The sequence below is a fragment of the Ornithinimicrobium tianjinense genome (genome assembly GCF_014636495.1).
Taxonomy (GTDB): Bacteria; Actinomycetota; Actinomycetes; order Actinomycetales; family Dermatophilaceae; genus Ornithinicoccus; species Ornithinicoccus tianjinensis.
This window is the reverse complement of record NZ_BMEM01000001.1, coordinates 1400403-1422504: the sequence shown is the minus strand read 5'-3', so window position 1 is coordinate 1422504 and position 22102 is coordinate 1400403. Positions and strand designations below refer to the sequence as shown.

Sequence of the window (22102 nt, the reverse complement as noted above, 5' to 3'; positions counted from 1 at the left end):
TCCGGAGGATCTGGGTATGGCGTGGTGCAGGTCTGGGGGCGGCTCAGCGAGCCTGTTGATGGTCCGCCACCGGCTGCCGCGCCAGCGCGGCGCGGTAGCCACCCGCCCCGGACTCGAGGTGCCGGGCGATCCGACCCACGGTGGTCACGCTCACCCCGGTGACCTCGTGGATCTGGCGGTACGACAGACCGGCCACCAGCAGCGGGACGACCGACCACCGGTCGGCCAGGGCCTCGATCTCGGCAGGGGTGCACAGGTCCTGCAGGAACGCGTCCACCTGCGCGGGGTCGTCGAGCGCGGCGAGCACCCCCACCAGCCGGGTGCGCGCCTCGACGGCGGCCTCACCACGGCTCTGCCGCTGCTTCATCCGTGCTCCGATCGCGTATCCGTGTACTAATGCGCTAGTACGGTAGCACGGCGCGGACAGAGCTCCGGCATCGGATCTCCGTGCCACGCACCGCCTCAACTATCGTGTGCGCCAGACCTGCCCGCCCTGGACAAGGAGCCCTGCGTGCGCCGCGCCCTCCCCCTGCTCTCCGCCGCCCTGCTCCTGGCCGGCTGCGGCTCCGGCGAGGCCACCTTCGGCGGGCCCACCGGGTCGGCCGCCGGTCCGGCACTGGTGTGCGACGCCCCGCCCGAGGCGCCGTCGACGCCGCTGAGCTTCACCGCCGACGACCTGCCCGAGCCGATGCCTGCCGAGCCTGCCACCGTGCCCGCCACGATCAGGACGACCTGCGGTGACATCGAGCTCGAGCTGGAGGCCGCCCTGGCCCCGCAGACCGTCGCCTCCTTCGCCTTCCTCGCCGAGCAGGGCTACTGGCACGACAGCCCCTGCCACCGCCTCACGACCTCCGGCATCTTCGTGCTCCAGTGCGGCGACCCGACCGGGACCGGCCGCGGCAACCCGGGCTACGGCTACGGCATCGAGAACGCGCCGGCCGACGGCAGCTATCCGCCCGGCACCCTCGCGATGGCCAGGACCATGGACCCCGACAGCAACGGCGGCCAGTTCTTCATCGTGTATGCCGACACCCAGCTGCCCACGGACGGCGGCGGCTACTCGGTCTTCGGCGCCGTCACCGACGGCCTGGAGATCGTCGAGGCGCTCGCCGCGCAGGGCGCGCGGGGCGGCAGCGACGGGGCTCCGGCTCAGCCGATCAGCATCCTGTCCGTGGACGTCGAGGACTGAGCGGACAGCTCGCCCCCGCGGCCGCTCAGTCGCCCGGCACCTCGGGCTGGGCCAGCTCGACCCGCAGCGCCGAGACGACCTCGTCGCGCGGGACCGTGAACTGGTCCTGCCGCCGCAGGTCCTTGATGGTCACCGTGCCGTCGGCGACCTCCTGGGAGCCCAGCAGCGCGACGAAACGGATGCCGGCACGGTCGGCATACCGCAGCTGCTTGCCCAGCTTGCCCCCGTCGAGCACGGCCTCGGTGTTGATGCCGCCGTGGCGCAGCTGCGAGGCCAGCGCGAGCTGCTCGCCGAGGAGCTCGCCGTCCACCTGCGGCACCAGCACCTGCACGGTCGACTCGCCCGTGGAGGCGTCGAGGAGACCCGCCTCGCGCAGCTGCCAGAACAGCCGCGACAGGCCGATCGAGATGCCGACGCCCGGCAGCCGCGAGCGGGTGTACTGCCCGGCCAGGTTGTCGTAGCGACCCCCGGAGCAGATCGAGCCGATCTCGGGGTGCTCGTCGAGGGTGGTCTCGTAGACGGTGCCGGTGTAGTAGTCCAGGCCCCGCGCGATCGAGAAGTTGAGGCAGTAGTCGGACTCGGGCACGCCGAGCGCCCGCACCAGCGAGAGCACCTCGCGCAGCTCGGCGATCCCCGCCGCGAGCGAGGCGCTCCCCCGCGAGCCGGCCTCGACCTGGGCGAGCCGGGTCAGCGCGTCGTCGTGGCCGGTGGACCGCACCTGCACGAACGCCAGGATCTGCTCGACGACCTCCTCCGCCAGCCCGAAGCCGTCGCCGGTGAGGGTGGACCGGAGGTAGTCCTCGCCGCGCTTGTCGAGCTTGTCGACCTCCCGCAGGACCGCGGCCTGCTGGTCCGCGTCGACGATCCCCAGGTCCTCGTAGAAGCCCCGCAGCAGCTTGCGGTTGTTGACCTGGATGGTGAACGGACCGATGGCCAGGTCGGTGAAGATCGCGTGGATGACCGCCGGGCACTCCGCGTCGTGCCGGACCGAGAGCTCGTCCTTGCCGATGATGTCGACGTCGCACTGGTAGAACTCGCGGAACCGCCCGCGCTGGGGGCGCTCGCCGCGGTAGACGCGCTGCATCTGGTAGCGGCGGAACGGGAACGTCAGCTGGTGCTCGTGCTCGGCGACGTAGCGGGCCAGCGGCACCGTGAGGTCGAAGCGCAGGGCGAGCTCGGGGTATGCCGGGCCGTCCGCCTTCTCGAGGGCGCCGGTGGACTGCACGAAGTAGACCTGCCGCTCGGTCTCGCCGCCGGTCTTGGTCAGCAGCACGTCGGAGCGCTCGAACACCGGCGTCTCGACGGGCAGGAAGCCGAAGCGCTCGTAGCCCGCACGGATCGCGTCCAGCATGCGCTGGAAGGCCACCTGCTCGGGCGGCAGCAGCTCGAGGGTTCCGGACGGCGTGCGGGGCGTGATCACCCCGAGAGTCTAACGAGCGCCGGTGCGCCTCCTAGACGGCCAGCTCGAGGAGGTAGGGGTTGGTCGCCCGCTCGCGCGCCATGGTGGTGGCCGGCCCGTGCCCGGGCAGGACCAGGGTGGAGTCGTGCAGCGGCAGCACCACGTCGCGGAGGGAGCGCTCCATCGCGGCGTGGTCCCCGCCAGGCAGGTCCGTGCGGCCGATGGAGCCGGCGAACAGGACGTCGCCGGAGAGGACCGTCCGGTCGAGGTCCTCGGCGGGGATGCCCTGCGGCAGCCCCGGCAGGCTGAACAGCACCGACCCCTCGGTGTGCCCCGGAGCGTGCGCGACCTCCAGGGTGAGCCCCGCCAGCTCGAGCGTCTCGCGGTCCCGCACCTCCACGACCTGCTCCGGGGCCTGCCAGGTCGAACGCCGCCCGAACTGCTGCTCCAGCGCCAGCCGCACCGGCTCGGTGAGGAGGCTGACGGGGTCCTCGAGCCGGTAAGCGTCGTCGCCGTGGATGTAGGCCGCGGTGGTGCCTCCGCAGACCGGCGTGACCGAGTAGACGTGGTCGAGGTGACCGTGCGTGAGCAGCACGGCAGCGGGACGGAGGCGGTGCTCCCTCAGCACCTCCTGCAGCCGGTCCACGACACCGAAGCCGGGGTCGACGACCAGGCACTCCTCCCCCGCCCCGGGCGCGACGACGTAGCAGTTGGTGCCGAAGGCGTCGGCGACGATGCTGCGGACGAACATGCATCGAGACTATGCCCCGGGCGTTCGGTAGGCTCGAGGAGTTCATGCCATGTCGAGGCGACCCCGATGGTCGCGCTCGCGGTCGAGAGAGGCCAACCCGCCGTGTCCGAGCAGACTCCCAAGCCCGTCCCCACGCCCTCGCCCGCGATGTTCGCGGCCAGGAAGGCGGCCGCCCCGCGGCCCGCCCAGCCCGAGGGCGGCGAGACGGCGGCCGGCGCCCAGGCCCCGACCACGGCCCCGCCGGCCCTGCCCCAGCCCAGCGACTCGGCCAGGCACGGCCGGGTCGGCGAGGACGGCACGGTCTACGTGATCGCCGCCGACGGCTCCGAGCGCGCGGTGGGTTCCTACCCCGACGCCACGCCAGAGGAGGCACTGGCCTACTTCGCGCGCAAGTACGACGAGCTCGCCGCCACGGCCGGCCTGCTGGCGCAGCGGGTGGCCCACACCGACGTGTCGGCGCACGACGCACGCCAGTCGCTGGCCCACCTCAAGGAGCAGATCGGTGACGCGCACGTGGTCGGCGACATCGCCGCCCTCGAGGCCACGGTCGCGTCCCTGGAGGAGGCGATCGCGTCCCGGTCTGCCGTCGAGGCCGAGCAGCGCGCCGCCGCGAAGGCGGAGGCAGCCACCCAGCGGGAGGCGCTCGTCGCCGAGGCCGAGACGATCGCCGCGACCGACCCCTCCGCCATGCAGTGGAAGCAGGCCAGCGCCCGGGTGCGCGAGCTGCTGGAGGAGTGGAAGTCCCACCAGCGCTCCGGCCCCCGGCTGGACAAGGACGTCGAGGCGCAGCTGTGGAAGCGCTTCAGCCACGCCCGCACCACCTTCGACAAGGCCCGCAAGGCCTGGTTCGCCCGCCTCGACGAGGAGCACGGCCAGGCCCGGTCCGTCAAGGAGAAGCTGGTCAACGAGGCAGAGGCGCTCGCCGGCAGCACCGACTGGGGCGCGACGGCCGGGGCCTTCAAGCGCCTGATGCAGGACTGGAAGCGCGCCGGGCGGGCGTCCCGCGCGGACGACGACGCTCTCTGGCAGCGGTTCAAGGCGGCCCAGGACTCCTTCTTCGACGCCAAGGACGCGGTCGTCGCCGCCGAGGAGGCCGAGTACTCCGAGAACCTCAAGGTCAAGGAGGAGCTGCTCGCCCAGGCGGAGGCGCTGACGATCGACGAGGCCAACCTGGAGTCCGCCAAGGCCGAGCTGCGCCGCATCCAGGACCGCTGGGACGCGGCCGGCAAGGTCCCGCGCAACGACATCCGCCGCGTCGAGGGTCGCCTGCGCGCCGTCGAGCAGCAGGTCCGCGACATCGAGGACAAGCAGTGGCGCCGCTCCGACCCCGAGCTCACCGCCCGGGCACAGTCGATGGCCGAGCAGCTCGAGCGTCAGGTCCAGGGCCTCGAGTCCGACCTCGCGGCGGCACGGGCTGCGGGTGAGGACAAGCGCGTCACCGCCCTGGAGGCAGAGCTGGCCACCAAGAAGCTGTGGCTGGACTCCGCCCGGGGCTCGCTGTCCTGATGACGGACCTCGCCACGCACGTCACCGAGGTCGCCGCCGGGCTCTGTTCCTACCTGGACGCCTCGCCCTCGCCCTTCCACGCGGTCGACAGCGCTGCTGCGCTGCTCCGCGAGGCGGGGTTCACCGAGGTCGCCGAGACCGACCCCACACCGACGGCGCCCGGTCACTACGTCGTCCGACGGGGCGGCTCCCTGCTGGCCTGGTCGACCGCCGCCGCGGGCGACGCCCGGGCGCCGCACACGCCATACCGGGTCGTCGGTGCCCACACCGACTCCCCCAACCTGCGCATCAAACCGCGCCCGGACTGGGCGCGCGCGGGGTGGCAGATGCTGGGTGTGGAGGTGTACGGCGGAGCGCTGACCAACTCCTGGCTGGACCGTGACCTCGGCCTGTCCGGGCGGGTCGCGGTGCGCGACGCGGACGCTCCTGGTGGCGTCGCGCAGCGGCTGTGGCGCGTGGACGAGCCGGTCCTGCGCGTCTCGCAGCTGGCGATCCACCTCGACCGCAGCGTGCGCGCCGAGGGCCTGCAGCTCAACGACCAGGCCCACCTCGCACCGCACTGGGGCCTGGGCCTGGAGACCGGGGCCCGGCGCACCTTCCGGGGCTGGCTGGCCGAGCAGGTCGGCGTGGCGGCCGGGGACGTCCTCGGCTACGACGCGATGACGCACGACCTCACGCCGGCCCGGCGCATCGGGCCCGACGGTGACCTCATCGCCTCGGCACGTCTGGACAACCTGGCCACCTCCTACGCCGCCGTCCGCGCGCTCCTGCACGCCGTGGAGCAGCCCACGGCGCAGCCCTGGGTCCCGGTGGTCGTGCTCTTCGACCACGAGGAGGTCGGGAGCATGTCCGAGCGCGGGGCCCAGTCCACCTTCCTGCCTGCGTGGCTGGAGCGGATCGTGCTGGCCACCGGCGGGACGCGCGAGGACTACCTGCGGGCGCTCGCGGGCACGGTGATCGCCTCCGGCGACATGGCTCACGCCACCCATCCCAACTACGCGGAGCGGCACGAGCCGGAGCACCCGATCCTCATGAACGGCGGACCGGTCCTCAAGGTCAACACCAACCTGCGCTACGCCACCGACTCGCTGGGGGCGGCGGCCTTCGCCCTCGCCTGCGAGCAGGCCGGCGTGCCGATGCAGACGTTCGTGACCCGGTCCGACCTGCCGTGCGGATCCACGGTGGGGCCGATGACCTCAGCGCTCACGGGAGCCACGACGGTGGACTTCGGGGCCCCGGTGCTGTCGATGCACTCGACCCGGGAGATCTGCGGGACGCTCGACCAGGCGGCCTACGCCGCGGCGCTGGCCGCCTTCCTCGCCCCCGCCTGAGTCAGGCGCTGCGGCCCCGTCGGTGCGGGTCCGTCGTCGTCGTGCCGGTGATCCGATAGGCGTCCAGGACCGCCGGCACACGGCGCACGGCCCGGATCACCGACTCCAGGTGCGAGGGGTCAGCCATCTCGAAGGTGAACTTGCTCAGCGCCACCCGGTCACGGCTGGTCTGCACGGCCGCCGACAGGATGTTGACGTGCTGGTCCGAGAGGACGCGCGTGATGTCCGAGAGCAGCCGCGGTCGGTCGAGGGCCTCCACCTGGAGGTTGACCAGGAACAGCGAGGAGGCGGTCGGTGCCCACGCGACGGGGATGATCCGCTCCGGGTGCTCGCGCAGCTGCTCGGCGTTGGTGCAGTCCGTGCGGTGCACCGACACCCCACGTCCGTGGGTGACGAACCCCATGATGGGATCCCCTGGCACGGGCGTGCAGCACTTGGCGATCTTGACCCAGACGTCGTCCGTCCCGACCACGGTGACACCGGGATCGCTGTGCTTGACGCGACCACGCTGCGGGAGCACCGCCTCGGACAGGTCCTCCTCGGCGCCGTCCGGTCCGCCGACGGTCGCGAGGAGCTGGGACACCACGTGCTGGGGCGACACGTGCCCCTCGCCCACTGCGGCGTAGAGGCCGTCGATGCCCTTGTAGCCCAGCGACTCCGCGACCGCGGTCAGGGTCTCGTGCGACATCAGGCGCTGGAGCGGGGCGTTCTGCTTGCGCAGCATGCGCGCGATCTCGTCCTTGCCGGACTCGACCATCTCCTCGCGCCGCTCGCGGGTGAACCACTGCCGGATCTTGTTGCGCGCCCGCGCGCTCTTGACGAAGCTGAGCCAGTCCCGGCTCGGCCCGGCGTCCTCGGCCTTGCTCGTGATGATCTCGACCACGTCGCCGTTGCTGAGCGTGGAGTCCAGGGGCACCAGCTTGCCGTTGACCCGCCCGCCGACGCAGCGGTGCCCGACCTCGGTGTGCACGGCATACGCGAAGTCGACGGGCGTCGCGCCCGCGGGCAAGGCCATGACGTCGCCGCCCGGGGTGAAGACGTAGACCTCGGCGGCGCCCATCTCGTAGCGCAGGGAGTCGAGGAACTCCCCTGGGTCGGCGGTCTCCTGCTGCCAGTCGATGAGCTGGCGCAGCCACTGCATACCCTCCGGAGCGCCAGCATTCACGTCAGTGCCGACCGCGCGCCCCCCGTCGGCCCCCTGCTCCTTGTACTTCCAGTGCGCGGCGACGCCGTACTCGGCGCGGCGGTGCATCTGGTGGGTGCGGATCTGGATCTCGACGGGCTTGCCCTCGGGGCCGATGACCGTCGTGTGCAGCGACTGGTACATGTTGAACTTGGGCATCGCGATGTAGTCCTTGAACCGCCCCGGCACCGGGTTCCAGCGGTTGTGGATGGCGCCGAGCACCGCGTAGCAGTCCTGGATGGAGTCGACCAGGACGCGCACGCCCACCAGGTCGTAGATCTTGTCGAAGTCGTGCCCGCGCACGATCATCTTCTGGTAGACGGAGTAGTAGTGCTTGGGGCGACCGGTCACCGTCGCCTTGATCTTGCTGAGCCGCAGCTCCTCGTTGATCTGCCCCCGGATCTGCGCCAGCAGCTCCTCCCGGGCCGGCGCCCGCTGCGCGACCATCCGGACGATCTCGTCGTAGACCTTGGGGTAGAGCTGGGCGAAGGCGAGGTCCTCCAGCTCCCACTTGATGGTGTTCATGCCCAGCCGGTGCGCCAGCGGGGCGTAGATCTCCAGCGTCTCCGCGGCCTTGCGGGCGGCCGACTCGGCGGAGACGTAGCGCCAGGTGCGGGCGTTGTGCAGCCGGTCGGCCAGCTTGATCACCAGCACCCGGATGTCACGGGCCATGGCGACGACCATCTTGCGCACGGTCTCGGCCTGCGCGGCCTCGCCGTAGGTCATCTTGTCGAGCTTGGTGACGCCGTCGACCAGCATCGCGATCTCGTCACCAAAGTCGCTGCGCAGCTGCTCGAGGGAGTATGCCGTGTCCTCGACGGTGTCGTGCAGGAGCGCTGCAGCGATCGTCGAGGGTGTCATGCCGAGCTCGGCGAGGATCGTGGCCACCGCGAGCGGGTGGGTGATGTAGGCGTCCCCGCTCTTGCGGCGTTGGCCCTGGTGGGCCAGCTCGGCCACCGCGTAGGCCCGCTCGATGAGCTGCAGGTCGGCCTTGGGGTGGGTGGCGCGGACGGAACGCAGCAGCGGCTCGAGCGCCGGCGTGGTGACCGACCGCCTGCTGGTGCCCAGCCGGGCCCAGCGCGGGCGCAGTCCCCCACCCACCTTGCCGGTGGGCGCAGAGGGGGTCGCCGCGTCACTCATGGACAGATGATAGTTGCCGCTCGACCCGAGGGCCGAACACCGTCAGACGGTGACGACCGTGTTGACCTGGTGCCCGGCCAGCCTGGACCGGCCGCCGAGCGCCTCGATCTCGAGCACGAGCTCGATCGCGGCGACGGTGGCGCCGCAGCTCTCGACCAGCTGGCAGGTCGCCTCCAGGGTGCCGCCGGTGGCCAGCACGTCGTCGACCACGAGCACACGCTCACCGTTCGAGACCGCGTCCTGGTGGATCTCCAGCGTGGCGGTGCCGTACTCCAGCGCGTAGGAGACGCTGTGCACGGCGGAGGGCAGCTTGCCCTCCTTGCGCACCGGCACGAAGCCGACGCCCAGCTCGTGGGCGATCATCGAGCCGAGGATGAAGCCGCGGGCCTCGATCCCGGCCACGACGTCCACCGTGCCTCGCTGGCGCGCCACGGTGTCCGCGACGATCCTGCTCCGCAGGGCGTGGTCGAGCAGGAGCGGCGTGAAGTCCTTGAAGACGACCCCGTTGATGGGGAAGTCCGGGATGTCACGCATCGCGGCCAGCACGTCCTGCGCCAGCGTGGGGTCTGTGGTGGTGCTCGGCATGGGGGCTCCCGGCTCTGCTCTCGTCCTGACCGTGGTGGTGCGTCCGCTCAGCTCCGGCGCTTGCGCCGGGGCTGGTTGCGCGGGCCGCGCTGGGCGTAGGGGTGCAGCGGCCGTCCGGGGACGGCAGGGGCGGCACCCGGGCTGCTCGCGGGCTGCGAACTCGTGAGCACGCGGGAGGTCTGCTCCGCGGCGGCGGCCGCGGCGGCCCCGGCCTCGGCCTCCGACCCCGTCTCGACCTCGGGCTCGGGCTCGGTCACGAGGTCCGCACGCGCGGCCGCCCGGCGCTCGGCGCGGCTGGCGCCACGGGCCCGACGCCGGCTCACCGTGGCGTCGTGCTTCTTGATGCCCGGCTCCCCCTCGCGCAGGTGCACGAGCAGGGGGGTCGCGATGAAGATCGAGGAGAAGGTGCCGACCGCGATGCCGATGGCCAGCGCCCAGGCCAGGTCCACGAGAGTGCCCGGACCGATCAGCGTCACGCCGACGACGAGGATGACCAGGACCGGCAGCAGGGCGACGACGGAGGTGTTGATGGACCGGACGAACGTCTGGTTCACCGCGAGGTTGGCCGCCTCCGCGTACGTCCGCTCATGTGTGTCGAGGGCCCGCTCGGTGTTCTCGCGCACCTTGTCGAAGACGACGATCGTGTCGTAGATCGAGTAGCCGAGGATCGTCAGGAACCCGATGACCGAGGCCGGGCTGACCTCGATCCCGAGCAGGGCGTAGACGCCGACGGTGAAGAGGACGTCGTGCACGAGGGCGACGAGCGCGGCGACCGCCATCTTCCAGGTCCGGAAGTAGAGGGTCAGCACGACCGTCACCAGCAGCAGGAAGACGCCCAGTGCCACGAGCGCACGCTGGGTCACGCTCTGACCCCAGGAGGGGCCCACCAGGGAGCTGGTGACCGACTCCACCGGGACGTCGAACTCGGCGGAGAGGTCCGAGCGCAGCTGCTCCGCCTCGGTCGCGGACATCTCGCCGGTCTGGACCCGCACGGTGTCGTCGCCGATCCGGGTGACCTCCGTGGTCTCCCCGGACACCGCGCTGTCGACGACCTCCCGGGCGCGCGTCTCGTAGTCGTCCATCTGGGTGACGCCCAGGACGCGCAGCTCGGTGCCGCCGCTGAACTCGATGCCGAAGTTGAGACCGCGGGCGAAGAGGCCCAGCAGCGAGACGGCGATCAGGACCGCGGACACGACATACCAGAGACCACGCCGGCCCACGACGTCGATGGAGCGCTTGCCCGTGTAGAGGTCGTTGCCGAACTGGCTGAACCGGGACATCAGACCACACCGCCTTCCAGCTCTTCGCGGGTATGCCGTCTGCGCCCCGGCGCGACGACGTCGGGCTCGCGGAACTGGCCGCGGCCCAGGTAGGTCGAGCGCTTGGCGCCCAGCCGCTCCGGCTCCATGCCGGACCACTTGCGGCCCTCGCCGAAGAAGGAGGTGTTCGCGAGGATGCTGACCAGCGGGTGGGTGAACATGATGACGATGACCAGGTCGAGGACCGTGGTGAGGCCGAGCGTGAAGGCGAAGGCCTTCACCCCGGACTCGGACAGCGCGTAGAGGACGGCGGCCGCGATGAGGTTGACGACGTCGGAGATGATGATCGTGCGGCGCGCCCGGTCCCAGCCCGTGTCCACGGCATACCGCAGCGGTCGGCCGGCGCGCACCTCGTCACGCACGCGCTCGAAGTAGACGATGAAGCTGTCCGCGGTGACACCGATCGCCACGATGAGCCCGGTGACGCCGGCCATCGTGAGGCGGAAGTTGGTGGCCCAGCCGAGCAGCGTCACGGCGCCGTAGGTCAGCAGCGCCGCGACCAGCAGCGAGCCGATCGCCACGAGGCCGAGGGCGTGGTACTGGACCAGCATGAACGCGAACACCAGGACCATGCCGATGAGGCCGGCGATCAGGCCCCAGCGCAGCTGCTCACCGCCGAGGGTGGGGCTGATCTGCTCGGAGGTCTGCACCTCGAAGCTCAGCGGCAGGGCACCGAACTTCAGCTGGTCGGCCAGCGTCTGCGCCGTCTCGGGTGTGAAGTTGCCGGAGATGGTCGCGATGCCGTTGCTGATGACGTTGTTCACCGTCGGCGCCGAGATGACCTCGCCGTCGAGCACCATGGCGAAGCGGTTCTGTGCCGCTCCCGGCTGGTAGCCCATGAGGCGGCTGGTCGTGGCGGCGAACGCCTTGGACCCCTCGTCGTCGAAGGTGAGGACGACCTCCCAGATGCCGGAGACGACGCCCTGGGAGAGCTGCTGGATGCCTGCGGTCGCGTCCTCGAGGTTGGAGCCGCTGAGCTCGACGGGGCCGAGGATGTACTTCTCGTCGCCCTCGCTGCTGCAGACCACGAGCGGCTGGTCGGCCGGGGCGGCCGCCGCGGCGTCCGCGATCTCGGTGGCGTTGGCGGCGCAGTCGGCCTCCATGAACTGCTGCTGGATCTCAGAGGTGATCTGCGTCAGGTCGGAGGGGTTGGTGGCGGGCGGCGCCGGTGCCTCGGTGGTCTGCGACGCGTCGTCCGTGGTGGCCGTGGTGGCCGCCTGGTCCTGGCTGCTGGTGGGCAGCCGCTCGCCGCCGCGGTTCTCGTCGGTCTGCTGGGCGTCGTCACCGGACCCGCTGGACCCGGAGTCACCCGAACCGTCGCTCTCCACGGTGGTGGGGGGCGAGAGCTGCTCGACCTGCTCCTTGAGCTGCTCGGAGGGCAGCGGGAGCTCGCGGGGCGTCAGCGGGTCCGAGCCGGCCGGGAGGACGGGCGTCGCGACGAGGACGGGCCGGAAGACCATCTGCGACGACCGGCTGAGCGCCTCGAGCTGCGCGGGCGTGGGGTTGCCGGGGATGGCAACGGAGACGTTGCTGCCGAGACGGCTGACCTCGGCCTCGGACGTGCCGGTGCTGTCGACGCGCCGGCGGATGATGTCGATGGCCTGGTCAAGCTGCTCGGGGCTGACCGACTGGCCGGCCTCGGTGCGCGGGGCCAGCACGACCTGACGGCCGCCCGCGAGGTCGAGGCCCAGCTGAGGGGTCAGGCTGCCCTTCGGCGTCCCCCACAGGTGGGCGGCTCCGACCCCGGCGAAGAGGGCGATGGTGAGCACCAGAAGGGCGGTGAGCGTCCGGATCGGCCCACGCATGCGCGGGTTACGGCGCCCGCCGCCCCTGCGCTTGCGGCCCGCTGCGGGACGTGGGACCCGGCGGGAGGTGCCCGCGCCGGAGCCGGGCAGGTCCTCCTCCAGTCGTCCGGGGACGGAGGTCGACATCAGGCGTCGTCCTCGGGCGTGGTGGGGGCATCGGCGGCACTGGCCGTGCCCCGGTTGTCCGGCGGCACGACCGCGCGGCGGTTGACCCGCACGACCACGCCGGGAGCGATCTCGAGGTGGACGACGTCGCCGTCGATCGCCGAGACGGTCCCGTAGAGGCCCGCTGCCACCATCACCTCGTCACCGACCGCCAGCGCGGCCTGTGCCTCCGTCACCGCCTTCTGACGGCGGCGCTGGGTGAACATCAGCCACACAAGCACCAGGACCGGCAGCGCGAGGATGAGGAGGCTCAGCGAGTTTCCCCCGGTGGCGGGGGCGGCTGCGGCCAGTGGCGTCATTGTCGAAACCTTTTCTCGTCGGTCGTGCCGCGCACGAGCGGGCACCCCTGCCGCGTCGGAACGGACGCGGGCACGCGGGGCAGTCTAGGTGAGGGGGCTGGAGCGACCAAAGAGGCGCAGCAGTCAGGAGGAGAAGCGTCCGGCGACCCCGCGCCCCTCGTCCTCCAGCGGCAGCGCGTCCTGGTCCGCGGCGGTGCGGCCGGCCGAACCGGACCACAGCCCGACGGCGTCCTTGGGCGGGGTCAGTCCCAGGTGGTCCCAGGCCGCAGCAGAGGCGGCGCGGCCACGCGGCGTGCGGATCATGTAGCCCTCCCGCACGAGGTAGGGCTCCGCCACCGTCTCGACGGTGTCCGGCTCCTCACCGACCGCCACGGCGAGCGTGGACAGCCCCACCGGTCCCCCGCCGAATCTCGTGCACAGCGCCTCGAGCACCGCGCGGTCGAGGCGGTCGAGCCCCAGCTCGTCGACGTCGAACAGCTCGAGCGCGGCACGCGCGGCGCCCTCGTCGAGGTGGCCGCTCCCGTGGACCTGCGCCCAGTCCCGCACCCGCCGCAGCAGCCGGTTGGCGATGCGCGGCGTCCCGCGCGAGCGCGACGCGATCTGTCGTATGCCGTGGGCGTCCGCGTCGATCCCGAGCAGGGCGGCGTTGCGGGTGAGGATCGCGACGAGGTCCTCGGTGGCATAGAAGTCGAGATGTCCGGTGAAGCCGAAGCGGTCGCGCAGCGGGGCCGGGAGCAGGCCGGCGCGGGTCGTGGCGCCCACGACCGTGAAGGGGGGCAGCTCCAGGGGGATCGCGGTCGCCCCCGGGCCCTTGCCGACGATCACGTCGACGCGAAAGTCCTCCATCGCGAGGTAGAGCATCTCCTCGGCGGGGCGCGACATCCGGTGGATCTCGTCGAGGAAGAGCACCTCGCCCTCGACCAGCGACGACAGCACGGCCGCCAGGTCGCCCGCGTGCTGGATCGCCGGTCCGCTCGTGATCCTGATCGGCTGCTCCAGCTCGCCCGCGATGATCATCGCCAGCGTCGTCTTGCCCAGGCCCGGCGGCCCGGACAGCAGGACGTGGTCCGGCGGCGCGCCCCGGCGACGCGCGGCCTCGAGCACCAGCCCCAGCTGCTCGCGCACCCGCGGCTGGCCGGGGAAGTCGGCCAGCCGTCGAGGACGCAGCGCCGCCTCGACCTGTGCCTCCTCCGTGGTCCCGCGAGGATCGACCACCCGGCCCACACCGACGTCGTCACCCTGGTCGATCTCGACCTCGCTGGAGCCGTCGTCGTAGACGTTCATCGGCCCAGCTCCCGGAGGGCAGCGCGCAGCACGGCGGCGACCTCGCGAGGTGCTCCCTCGGCGCTCGTGACGGTCCGCACCGCGTCAGCCGCCTGCTTCGCCGACCAGCCGAGTCCCTCGAGCGCGGCCCGGACCTGGGTGGCGACGGCGTCGTCTCCCCCGGCCGGCGCCACCGGCAGGGCGGCCGGGTCGACCCCGGCGGCCACGATCTTGTCCTTGAGCTCCAGCACGAGACGCTCGGCGGACTTCTTGCCGATGCCGGGGACCTTGGTCAGCGCGGCGAGGTCGCCGGTGGCGATCGCCGCGCGCACCGCCTCGGGCGCGTGCACGGACAGCATCGCCAGCGCGAGCCGCGGGCCCACGCCGGAGACGGTCTGGACCTGCTCGAAGAGCGCCTTGGCGTCCCTCCCGGCGAAGCCGTACAGCGTCAACGACTCCTCGCGCACCACGAGCGTGGTCTCGAGGGTGATCTCGGCGCCGGTGCGGCCCTCCGAGGCCGTGGCCGGCGTGGTGTGCACGAGCAGGCCCACACCTCCGACCTCGACGACCAGGTGGTCCAGCCCGACGTGCCGGACGGGACCTCGCACGGATGCGATCACGGGGTTGTCCTCCTGGTGGTGGTCGCGCCGCGCGCCCCGAGAGCGGCGGCCGAACGGGTGGCGGTGCGGTGCTGGGCGTGGAGCTGGGCGAGCCGGTTGGGCGCCGCCGCCCGTGCCGCCTGCTCCGCCGCCTGGATGCGGTTGGCCGTGTCGGCCCCGGTGCGCGTCAGGTCGCCCGAGCGCCAGAGGTGGCAGATCGCCAGCGCGAGGGCGTCGGCGGCGTCCGCCGGCCTCGGGGCTTCGGGCAGCCGCAGGATGCGCGTGACCATGTGCGTGACCTGAGCCTTGTCGGCCCGTCCGTTGCCGGTGACGGCCGCCTTGACCTCCGACGGCGTGTGCATCCCGAGGGGCAGGCCGAGCCGGGCGGCCGCCAGCATCGGGATGGCCGACGCCTGGGCGGTGCCCATGATCCCCTTGATGTTGGCCTTGGCGAAGACCCGCTCGACCGCGATAGCCTCCGGCTGCCAGTCGGCCAGCCACTGGTCGATCTCGGTCTGCACCGACAGCAGCCGCTCCTGCGGATCGTCCGCGACGGGGGTGCGGACCACGCCGACGGCCACCATCCGCAGCTGTCGGCCGGGCAGGCCCTCAACGATGCCGAGCCCGCACCGGGTGAGCCCGGGGTCGACGCCGAGCACGCGCACGTCGACCTCCTCCGGCTCGGCAACGATGGTACGTACAGATGTTCGCACCACCCAACCTACGCCGTGGGGCGTCGGAGGGCGTGCGCGACACGCCCGCCCTGCCGCCCGAACCCTGCCGCCCGAACCCCGCCGCCCGCTCCCCGCAGCCGCCGCGGCGCGGCGGTCAGTCCGCCTCGAGCTCGGCCAGCACCTCGTCGGAGATGTCGGCGTTGGAGTAGACGTTCTGGACGTCGTCGCAGTCCTCGAGCGCGTCGACGACCCGCATGACCTTCCGCGCCCCGTCGGCGTCCACCGCGACCTCCATGCTCGGCACGAAGGTGACCTCGGCGGAGTCGTAGTCGAGCCCCGCCTCCTGCAGCGCGGTGCGGACGGCGACCACGTCACCCGCCTCGGACAGGATCTCGAACGCGTCTCCGATGTCCTCGACGTCCTCCGCGCCTGCGTCCAGGACGATCTCGAGCAGCGCGTCCTCGGTGGTCTCGCCACCCTCCTGCGCCTTGGGGACGACGACCTGACCCTTGCGGTTGAAGAGGTAGGCGACCGAGCCGCTGTCCGCCATCGACCCTCCGTTGCGGGAGAGCGCGGTGCGGACCTCCATCACGGCCCGGTTCTTGTTGTCGGTCAGGCACTCGATGTAGAGCGCGACACCGCCCGGGGCGTAGCCCTCATAGGTCAGCGACTCCCAGCTGGCTCCCCCGGCCTCGGCCCCCGATCCGCGCTTCACCGCGCGGTCGATGTTGTCGTTGGGGACCGAGCTCTTCTTCGCCTTCTGGATGGCGTCGTAGAGCGTCGGGTTACCGGCGGGGTCCCCGCCGCCCATCCGCGCGGCCACCTCGATGTTCTTGATCAGCTTGGCGAACAGCTTGCCGCGCTTGGCGTCGATCGCCGCCTTCTTGTGCTTGGTGGTGGCCCACTTGGAGTGCCCGCTCATGTTGCTCCTGCTCGTGTCGTGTCCGGCCGGGATCGGGGATCGATGCTACTAGGCGTGCCGGTGACACCCGAACGCCCCGAACTACGTCGTGTGACGTAGATCTCTGCGCGCCGCCGGCCCCCTCCATTTTTTCCGTTTTATTGTCTGATTACTACGTCGGGTAGTGGCGCCCGGCGAGCACCCCGCGTCAATCTGGAGGACATCGTGGCGGTCGACAACTTCCCCTGGTGGTTGCAGGTCACCCACTTCATCAACTTCCTGTTCCTCGGCCTGCTCATCCGTTCGGGCTGGGAGATCATCGCCTCGCACCCGCGCTTCTACTGGAAGAACGACTGCGGTCCCGGCACCGAGTGGATCAAGTTCACCAAGGACACGGTGCCGCTCGAGGTCGGGGCCTTCACCGCCCGCGACGACCAGCGCACCCTCCACCCCCTCATCTCGCTGCCCGGTCGCGCCAAGATCGGCATCGGCCGCGCCTGGCACGGTCTCATCACGATGCTGTGGGTCCTCAACGGCCTGATCTACGTGGGGCTGCTCTTCGTCACCGGCCAGTGGCGGCGGCTCGTCCCGACCTCGTGGGACGTCTTCCCCGAGGCCTGGGAGTCGATGAAGATCTACGCCGGCTTCGGCGTCCCCTCGATCGAGCACTTCCAGCCCTACGACGCGCTGCAGATGCTCATGTACTCGTTCGTGATCTTCGTCGTCGCCCCGCTGATGATCCTCACCGGGCCGGTCATGTCCCCCGCCGTCGTCGGCCGCTACCCCTGGTACCCCAAGCTCTTCGGCGGACGCCAGGCCGCGCGCTCGATCCACTTCCTGGGTATGGCGTTCTTCCTCTTCTTCGTCCTCATCCACGTCGCCCTCGTCCTGATCGTGCACCCCGAGCACAACCTCGTGCACATGATGATGGGCGTCGAGTACGACCCGGCTCTCGTCGGCCAGGCGGTGACCCGGCTGATCATCGGGGTGGCGGTCGTCGTGGCCCTCTGGATCGCCGCCAGCTACGCCTCGCTCATCGACGTCCGCAAGAGCCAGCGGATCCTCTACGGCCTGCAGAAGCCGATCAAGAAGTGGGTCCTGGTCCCCATGACGTCCAGGCAGCGCGCACGCCAGGTCTTCACCGAGAAGGACATCTCGCCGTTCCACTGGGTCAACACCCGCCCGCCGACCGAGGAGCAATCCATGGAGTGGCTGGAGCTCAGGGCGAACAACTTCGAGGGCTACCGCCTCAAGGTCGGCGGTCTCGTCGAGGACGAGAAGTCCTTCTCGATCGAGGAGCTCAAGGCGATCCAGGGCCAGGACCAGATCACCATGCACACCTGCATGCAGGGCTGGACCGGCATCGCCAAGTGGTCCGGCATCCGCCTGCGGGACGTCCTGGCGCAGGTCGAGCCGCTGGAGGACGCCAACTACGTGATGGTCGAGTCCTTCGGCACCGCCCAGCACATGAGCGACGGCCGGCCGGTCGAGCCCTACTACACCTGCCTCACCAAGGAGATGGCCTTCGAGGACGAGACGATCCTGGCCTGGGGCATGAACGGCGAGGACCTGCCCGACATGTACGGCGCTCCCCTGCGCCTGCGCACCGAGTCGATGCACGGCTACAAGATGGTCAAGTGGGTCCGCTCCGTCAGCTGGATCAAGGACTACCGCGACGTCGGCGACGGCATGGGCGGCACCCGCGAGGACTCCGGCTACCAGGACATGGACGCCCGCATCTGACCCCTCCCGACCCGGAACCGGCCTGAGATTCGCCGAGCGTGCGTGTCCCACTCACGTGAGTGGGACACGCACGCACCCTCGGGGTATGCCGTGCACGATCCACTCACGTGAGTGGTGAACGCCCGCCGACGGGTGAGGTGACGCCGTTCCCCAGGGACAGGATCAGGCGCGCTCGCGCACCATACGCACGAAGAGCTCGTGGACCCGGTGGTCCTCGGTGACCTCGGGGTGGAACGACGTCGCCAGCAGGTTGCCCTGCCGCACCGCCACCGGGTGGTCGTCGGCCCGCGCGAGGACCTCGACGTCCTCCCCCAGCCGCTCGACCCAGGGAGCACGGATGAAGACGGCCCGGTAGGGACGGTCGGGCTCGGCCAGGCCGTCGATCCCCAGGTCGGTCTCGAAGGAGTCGACCTGACGTCCGAACGCGTTGCGCCGGACCGTCATGTCGATGCCGCCGAAGGTCTGCTGCTCGCGGTGCCCGTCGAGGATCTGGTCGGCGAGCTGGATCATGCCCGCGCACGAGCCGTAGACCGGCATACCCTCGGCGATCTGGGCGCGGATCGGCTCGTGGAGCCCGAAGATCCGGCAGAGCCGGTCGATGGTGGTCGACTCCCCGCCGGGGATGACCAGCCCGTCCAGGCCCTCGAGCTCCTCCGGACGCCGCACGGCCCGGACCCGGGCCCCGGCCGCCTCGAGGGCGCGCGCGTGGTCGACCACGTCGCCCTGGACGGCCAGGACCCCGATCAGGGGCTGGTCGGCGGTCGTCACCACCCGCGCTCGGCCAGGCGGTGCGGGACGGGGATGTCGTCGACGTTGATGCCGACCATCGCCTCGCCGAGCCCGCGCGAGACCTGCGCGATGGTGTCGGGGTCGTCGTGGAACGTCGTCGCCTTGACGATCGCGGCCGCGCGCTCGGCGGGGTTGCCGGACTTGAAGATGCCCGAGCCGACGAAGACGCCCTCGGCGCCGAGCTGCATCATCATCGCGGCGTCCGCCGGGGTGGCGATACCGCCCGCGGTGAAGAGCACGACCGGGAGCTTGCCGTTGCGGGCAACCTCCTTGACGAGCTCGTAGGGGGCCTGGAGCTCCTTGGCCGCGACGTAGAGCTCGTCCTCGGCCATCGAGGTCAGGCGCTGGATCTCGGCGCGGATGGAGCGCATGTGCATGGTGGCGTTGGAGACGTCGCCGGTGCCCGCCTCACCCTTGGAGCGGATCATCGCCGCGCCCTCGGTGATGCGGCGCAGCGCCTCGCCCAGGTTGGTGGCACCGCAGACGAAGGGGACGGTGAACGCCCACTTGTCGATGTGGTTGCTGTAGTCGGCCGGGGTGAGGACCTCGGACTCGTCGATGTAGTCGACGCCCAGGCTCTGCAGGACCTGCGCCTCGACGAAGTGGCCGATGCGGGCCTTGGCCATGACGGGGATCGAGACGGCGTTGATGATGCCGTCGATCATGTCGGGGTCGCTCATGCGGGACACGCCACCCTGGGCGCGGATGTCCGCGGGGACCCGCTCGAGGGCCATGACGGCGACGGCGCCGGCATCCTCGGCGATCTTCGCCTGCTCCGGCGTGACGACGTCCATGATGACGCCGCCCTTGAGCATGTCGGCCATGCCGCGCTTGACGCGGGTCGTGCCGGTGGCGTGGGTGGTGGGCTCGCTCATGTGGTGCTTCCTCGTGCAGGGGTGGCCAGGGGGCGTGGTGCCGTCGGCCGGCTGGGTATGTCGTACCCGCGCGCGGCGCGGCGCCGGCATGGCGCCCCGACGGTGGGATACCTGATCCTACGACCTGCGGCTGGGTGCCCCCGACCGGGTGCCGAATCCCGAGCCGAACATGTGGTCGACGCGCCGCGGCGTTCCCTGGGTATGTCGTACGCGTGTTCTATGGTGGTCATGTCAGCTCGGGAGGGGTCGGGCGGTGATCGGGACCGAGAGACACGTTGGTCACCGAGGGACACGGTGGTCAAGGACACAGGAGGGGACGATGAGCACGACTCGCACGATCGCCAGGCAAGGAGACAGGCCTGCGTCCGCACCCACGTGGCTCGAGGATGCCACGGGCCTGGGTGTCATCGAGTCGGTCCTGGACATCCTCGGCCTGTCCGGCCAGGTGGTGGAGAGGGTCATCTCCGTGGTGAGCGTGCAGCGGGCGCAGCAGGACGACCGTCTTGACCGACGGTCCGACGACGAGCTCCTGGAGACTCTAGCCTGCGGCTACGCCCTGCAGGGTCAGGTCGAGGCGACCACCGTCGAGGTCACGCGCGCCCTCGCCCGACGGGCCGGTGAGCGGCTGCTCGGGGAGCAGGGAGTCACGACGCCCGACGAGCTCGGCAAGGGCCAGCGGCGCGCGTGGCGTCGGAAGGTGAAGATGGCCGTGGCCTCCGAGCTGCAGCGGCTCATGGGCCTGGGCGTCCAGGAGTCCTACGACATGGTGGCGGTGGCCTGCGGTCCGGAGCGGGTGCGGACGACCGTCGTGGACGGGATGCACGAGCGCGGCGCACGGTGGGACGAGGTGCGCCGCTACTGGGACGACGCGGGCGATCTTGAGCACGAGGACGCCGCAGACCTTGCGGCGGCGCTGTTCGGCGGCGACCCGGAGCGGGTCGTGCCCGAACGACTGAGCCGGGAGGACCCGGCGAGCGAAGCCTCGCGGGGCGACGGGTCGCCCGAGGGAGACGAGTCAGACGACAAGGGGTCGCCCGAGGGGGACGAGTCAGACGACAAGGGGTCGCCCGAGGGAGACGAGTCAGACGACGACGGAGCGGCTGATCAGGAGAATCCATCCGGCGCCACCGATCACCAGGCGACACGCGAGGTCCTCCGGTCACCGTGGGCGACCAACGTGTTTCGCCGCGTGCTGCGACGCGAAGTGCAGGCCCGGCAGCGGGCGAGCGGCAAGGACGCCCCTCACCGACGAGCACGCGCCGAGCGCCAGGTCACGGTGAACGTCGGTGCCGACGGCAGCTCCTCCGTCACCTTGCGCGGAGAGACGGTCGCCGTCGTCGGCATCTCCCAACGCCTCGAGCTCGCGGCGCGTGAGGCCAAGCGACGGGGTGACGAGCGGCGGCTGGACCACCTTCGCTTCGACATCAGCGCCGCCCTCCTGCTGCATGGCGGCCTGCATCCCATCGCCGACCCGGGGCTTCCTCCCAGCGCTGGCGAGGACCTTCTACGGCCGGATGACCTGGAGCGCCTTGCGGACGTGGTCGACGCCCATCCTTCCGTCGAGCTCCAGGTCATCACCCCTCTGGACGCACTCGTCGGGCCGGAGACTCTGGACTTTCTCCTCGGTCGCTCCTCGGGCATCTCTGGTCACACGTCGGCCGCGCACACCGGCACCGCGCAAGGGGTCCGCGCGACCACCCACGAGACCTGCACGACCCACCACGAGTCACCTCCGGACATCGAAGAGAGTGCAGGGGCGGCTCCCCTCGGCGAGGTGCTCGCGCCGCAGTCAGCCTTCGTGACCTCTGAACATCTCCGCGCGCTGCTCCGCCGTCCGTCATCGATGCTGCGCAGGCTCGTCACCCATCCGCTCAGCGGCTCGTTGCTGGAGCGGGACACCAAGGCCTACCGGCCTGACGAGGCACTCCGCTCCTTCGTCCGGGCGCGAGACGTGATGTGCAGGGCGCCCGGATGCACGAACCCATCGTTCTTCAGCGATCTCGACCACGTCGTGCCGTGGCCCGAGGGCTCGACGTCAGCTGACAACCTCAGCACCGACTGCCGACGTGACCACCTGCTCAAGACCTACGACCTTCTCCGCTGCGTCCTGGCCGAGACGGGGTGGGCGAGCTGGACGTCCTTCTTCGGCCGGGTCTACAGCACGGGTCCGCACGACTATCGGCAGTACTCCCGGGCCCACGTGCCGAAGGATCATTCCTGGTGCGACGGCCTGGACCGGGACGAAGCAGGACATCGCGCGGGCCAGCTGGTCTACGCGGCGCTGACTCACCGGCCAGACGGACACCGGCTGCGCGGGGACGACGACGGCCCGTGGGACAGCTCGGTTCCGGAGGACCCGCACGCCTGGCTGAGGACTGCCCCGATCCGGTTGCGGCACACCACCTCAGGAGGCCAGGTGCGCAACGGTCCGCCGCCTCACCAGCCGACTCCGGAACAGCTTCTCGGTGACGACTTGGCGCCGACGAAAGATCCCCGGGACCCGGGCGATCCACCGCCCTTCTGACCTGGGCCCTGGCCGGAGAGGGTCCTGCTTGCAGTCAGACGAGGACTGCTCCCCACGGGTCT

Annotated in this window: 19 protein-coding genes; 5 read left to right on the top strand and 14 right to left on the bottom strand. The window is 71.3% G+C overall.

Annotation, left to right across the window (positions count from 1 at the left end):
• Positions 1-43: 43 nt before the first annotated feature.
• Positions 44-367 (bottom strand): YerC/YecD family TrpR-related protein, encoded by a 324-nt coding sequence (locus tag IEV65_RS06605; RefSeq protein WP_188428923.1) that lies wholly within the window; start codon positions 365-367, stop codon positions 44-46.
• Positions 368-511: 144 nt separating this feature from the next.
• On the opposite strand from IEV65_RS06605, the gene IEV65_RS06600 reads away from it, so the two are divergent.
• Positions 512-1189 (top strand): peptidylprolyl isomerase, encoded by a 678-nt coding sequence (locus IEV65_RS06600; protein WP_229734974.1) that lies wholly within the window; start codon positions 512-514, stop codon positions 1187-1189.
• Positions 1190-1214: 25 nt separating this feature from the next.
• Here IEV65_RS06600 and hisS read toward each other — a convergent pair whose 3' ends face one another.
• Together hisS and IEV65_RS06590 are read right to left on the bottom strand one after the other, a co-directional pair.
• Positions 1215-2609: a histidine--tRNA ligase gene (gene hisS, locus IEV65_RS06595; RefSeq protein ID WP_188428921.1), complete on the bottom strand. Its 1395-nt coding sequence runs from the start codon at positions 2607-2609 to the stop codon at positions 1215-1217.
• Between the two features lie 31 nt (positions 2610-2640).
• Positions 2641-3339: an MBL fold metallo-hydrolase gene (locus IEV65_RS06590; RefSeq protein WP_188428919.1), complete on the bottom strand. Its 699-nt coding sequence runs from the start codon at positions 3337-3339 to the stop codon at positions 2641-2643.
• A gap of 102 nt (positions 3340-3441) precedes the next feature.
• Here IEV65_RS06590 and IEV65_RS06585 point away from each other — a divergent pair, with 102 nt between their 5' ends.
• On the top strand, positions 3442-4845 hold the full coding sequence (locus tag IEV65_RS06585) for a DUF349 domain-containing protein (RefSeq protein ID WP_229734973.1): 1404 nt from the start codon (positions 3442-3444) through the stop codon (positions 4843-4845).
• Positions 4845-6176, top strand: coding sequence for a M18 family aminopeptidase (locus IEV65_RS06580; RefSeq protein WP_188428917.1), 1332 nt, complete (start codon positions 4845-4847; stop codon positions 6174-6176). The genes IEV65_RS06585 and IEV65_RS06580 overlap by 1 nt, the downstream gene beginning before the upstream one ends.
• A 1-nt stretch (position 6177) precedes the next feature.
• On the opposite strand, the gene IEV65_RS06575 is transcribed toward IEV65_RS06580, so the two are convergent.
• The 9 genes from IEV65_RS06575 to IEV65_RS06535 form a co-directional block, all read right to left on the bottom strand.
• Complete coding sequence (locus IEV65_RS06575; RefSeq protein ID WP_188428915.1) at positions 6178-8499, bottom strand: RelA/SpoT family protein; 2322 nt, start codon at positions 8497-8499, stop codon at positions 6178-6180.
• A 42-nt stretch (positions 8500-8541) separates the two neighbouring features.
• Positions 8542-9084: an adenine phosphoribosyltransferase gene (locus tag IEV65_RS06570; RefSeq protein ID WP_188428913.1), complete on the bottom strand. Its 543-nt coding sequence runs from the start codon at positions 9082-9084 to the stop codon at positions 8542-8544.
• Between the two features lie 47 nt (positions 9085-9131).
• Positions 9132-10364, bottom strand: a complete 1233-nt coding sequence (gene secF, locus IEV65_RS06565) for a protein translocase subunit SecF (RefSeq protein WP_188428911.1) — start codon at positions 10362-10364, stop codon at positions 9132-9134.
• Positions 10364-12334, bottom strand: a complete 1971-nt coding sequence (gene secD, locus IEV65_RS06560) for a protein translocase subunit SecD (protein ID WP_229734972.1) — start codon at positions 12332-12334, stop codon at positions 10364-10366. The genes secF and secD overlap by 1 nt, the downstream gene beginning before the upstream one ends.
• On the bottom strand, positions 12334-12672 hold the full coding sequence (gene yajC / locus IEV65_RS06555) for a preprotein translocase subunit YajC (RefSeq protein ID WP_188428910.1): 339 nt from the start codon (positions 12670-12672) through the stop codon (positions 12334-12336). The genes secD and yajC overlap by 1 nt, the downstream gene beginning before the upstream one ends.
• A 123-nt stretch (positions 12673-12795) precedes the next feature.
• Positions 12796-13956 (bottom strand): Holliday junction branch migration DNA helicase RuvB, encoded by a 1161-nt coding sequence (ruvB, locus tag IEV65_RS06550; RefSeq protein WP_188428908.1) that lies wholly within the window; start codon positions 13954-13956, stop codon positions 12796-12798.
• Positions 13953-14555 carry a Holliday junction branch migration protein RuvA gene (ruvA, locus tag IEV65_RS06545; protein WP_188428906.1) on the bottom strand — a complete coding sequence of 201 codons (603 nt, stop codon included), beginning with the start codon at positions 14553-14555 and terminating at the stop codon, positions 13953-13955. The genes ruvB and ruvA overlap by 4 nt, the downstream gene beginning before the upstream one ends.
• Positions 14552-15199 (bottom strand): crossover junction endodeoxyribonuclease RuvC, encoded by a 648-nt coding sequence (gene ruvC / locus IEV65_RS06540; protein ID WP_188428905.1) that lies wholly within the window; start codon positions 15197-15199, stop codon positions 14552-14554. Before ruvC ends, ruvA begins: the two co-directional genes overlap by 4 nt.
• A gap of 163 nt (positions 15200-15362) precedes the next feature.
• A complete protein-coding gene (locus IEV65_RS06535) occupies positions 15363-16130 on the bottom strand; it encodes a YebC/PmpR family DNA-binding transcriptional regulator (RefSeq protein WP_188428903.1) in 768 nt (255 codons plus the stop codon).
• Between the two features lie 204 nt (positions 16131-16334).
• Here IEV65_RS06535 and IEV65_RS06530 point away from each other — a divergent pair, with 204 nt between their 5' ends.
• Entirely contained in the window at positions 16335-17852 is a 1518-nt protein-coding gene (locus IEV65_RS06530; RefSeq protein ID WP_229734970.1) for a molybdopterin-dependent oxidoreductase, read from the top strand.
• A gap of 162 nt (positions 17853-18014) precedes the next feature.
• Here IEV65_RS06530 and pdxT read toward each other — a convergent pair whose 3' ends face one another.
• Positions 18015-18620: a pyridoxal 5'-phosphate synthase glutaminase subunit PdxT gene (gene pdxT / locus IEV65_RS06525; protein ID WP_188428901.1), complete on the bottom strand. Its 606-nt coding sequence runs from the start codon at positions 18618-18620 to the stop codon at positions 18015-18017.
• The gene (gene pdxS, locus IEV65_RS06520; protein ID WP_188428899.1) at positions 18617-19516 is read right to left on the bottom strand and encodes a pyridoxal 5'-phosphate synthase lyase subunit PdxS; all 900 of its coding nucleotides are present in this window, start codon (positions 19514-19516) and stop codon (positions 18617-18619) included. The genes pdxT and pdxS overlap by 4 nt, the downstream gene beginning before the upstream one ends.
• Before the next feature lie 319 nt (positions 19517-19835).
• Between pdxS and IEV65_RS06515 the strand changes: the two genes are divergently transcribed.
• Entirely contained in the window at positions 19836-22040 is a 2205-nt protein-coding gene (locus IEV65_RS06515; RefSeq protein WP_188428897.1) for an HNH endonuclease signature motif containing protein, read from the top strand.
• Positions 22041-22102 lie beyond the last annotated feature (62 nt).

Coding starts and splice junctions, on each gene's coding strand:
- IEV65_RS06535 (WP_188428903.1), bottom strand. CDS start 16,130: ATGAGCGGGCACTCCAAGTGGGCCACCACCAAGCACAAGAAGGCGGCG.
- yajC (WP_188428910.1), bottom strand. CDS start 12,672: ATGACGCCACTGGCCGCAGCCGCCCCCGCCACCGGGGGAAACTCGCTG.
- IEV65_RS06580 (WP_188428917.1), top strand. CDS start 4,845: ATGACGGACCTCGCCACGCACGTCACCGAGGTCGCCGCCGGGCTCTGT.
- secF (WP_188428911.1), bottom strand. CDS start 10,364: ATGTCCCGGTTCAGCCAGTTCGGCAACGACCTCTACACGGGCAAGCGC.
- ruvB (WP_188428908.1), bottom strand. CDS start 13,956: ATGAACGTCTACGACGACGGCTCCAGCGAGGTCGAGATCGACCAGGGT.
- IEV65_RS06605 (WP_188428923.1), bottom strand. CDS start 367: ATGAAGCAGCGGCAGAGCCGTGGTGAGGCCGCCGTCGAGGCGCGCACC.
- pdxS (WP_188428899.1), bottom strand. CDS start 19,516: ATGAGCGAGCCCACCACCCACGCCACCGGCACGACCCGCGTCAAGCGC.
- IEV65_RS06590 (WP_188428919.1), bottom strand. CDS start 3,339: ATGTTCGTCCGCAGCATCGTCGCCGACGCCTTCGGCACCAACTGCTAC.
- IEV65_RS06570 (WP_188428913.1), bottom strand. CDS start 9,084: ATGCCGAGCACCACCACAGACCCCACGCTGGCGCAGGACGTGCTGGCC.
- IEV65_RS06515 (WP_188428897.1), top strand. CDS start 19,836: ATGAGCACGACTCGCACGATCGCCAGGCAAGGAGACAGGCCTGCGTCC.
- secD (WP_229734972.1), bottom strand. CDS start 12,334: ATGTCGACCTCCGTCCCCGGACGACTGGAGGAGGACCTGCCCGGCTCC.
- IEV65_RS06575 (WP_188428915.1), bottom strand. CDS start 8,499: ATGAGTGACGCGGCGACCCCCTCTGCGCCCACCGGCAAGGTGGGTGGG.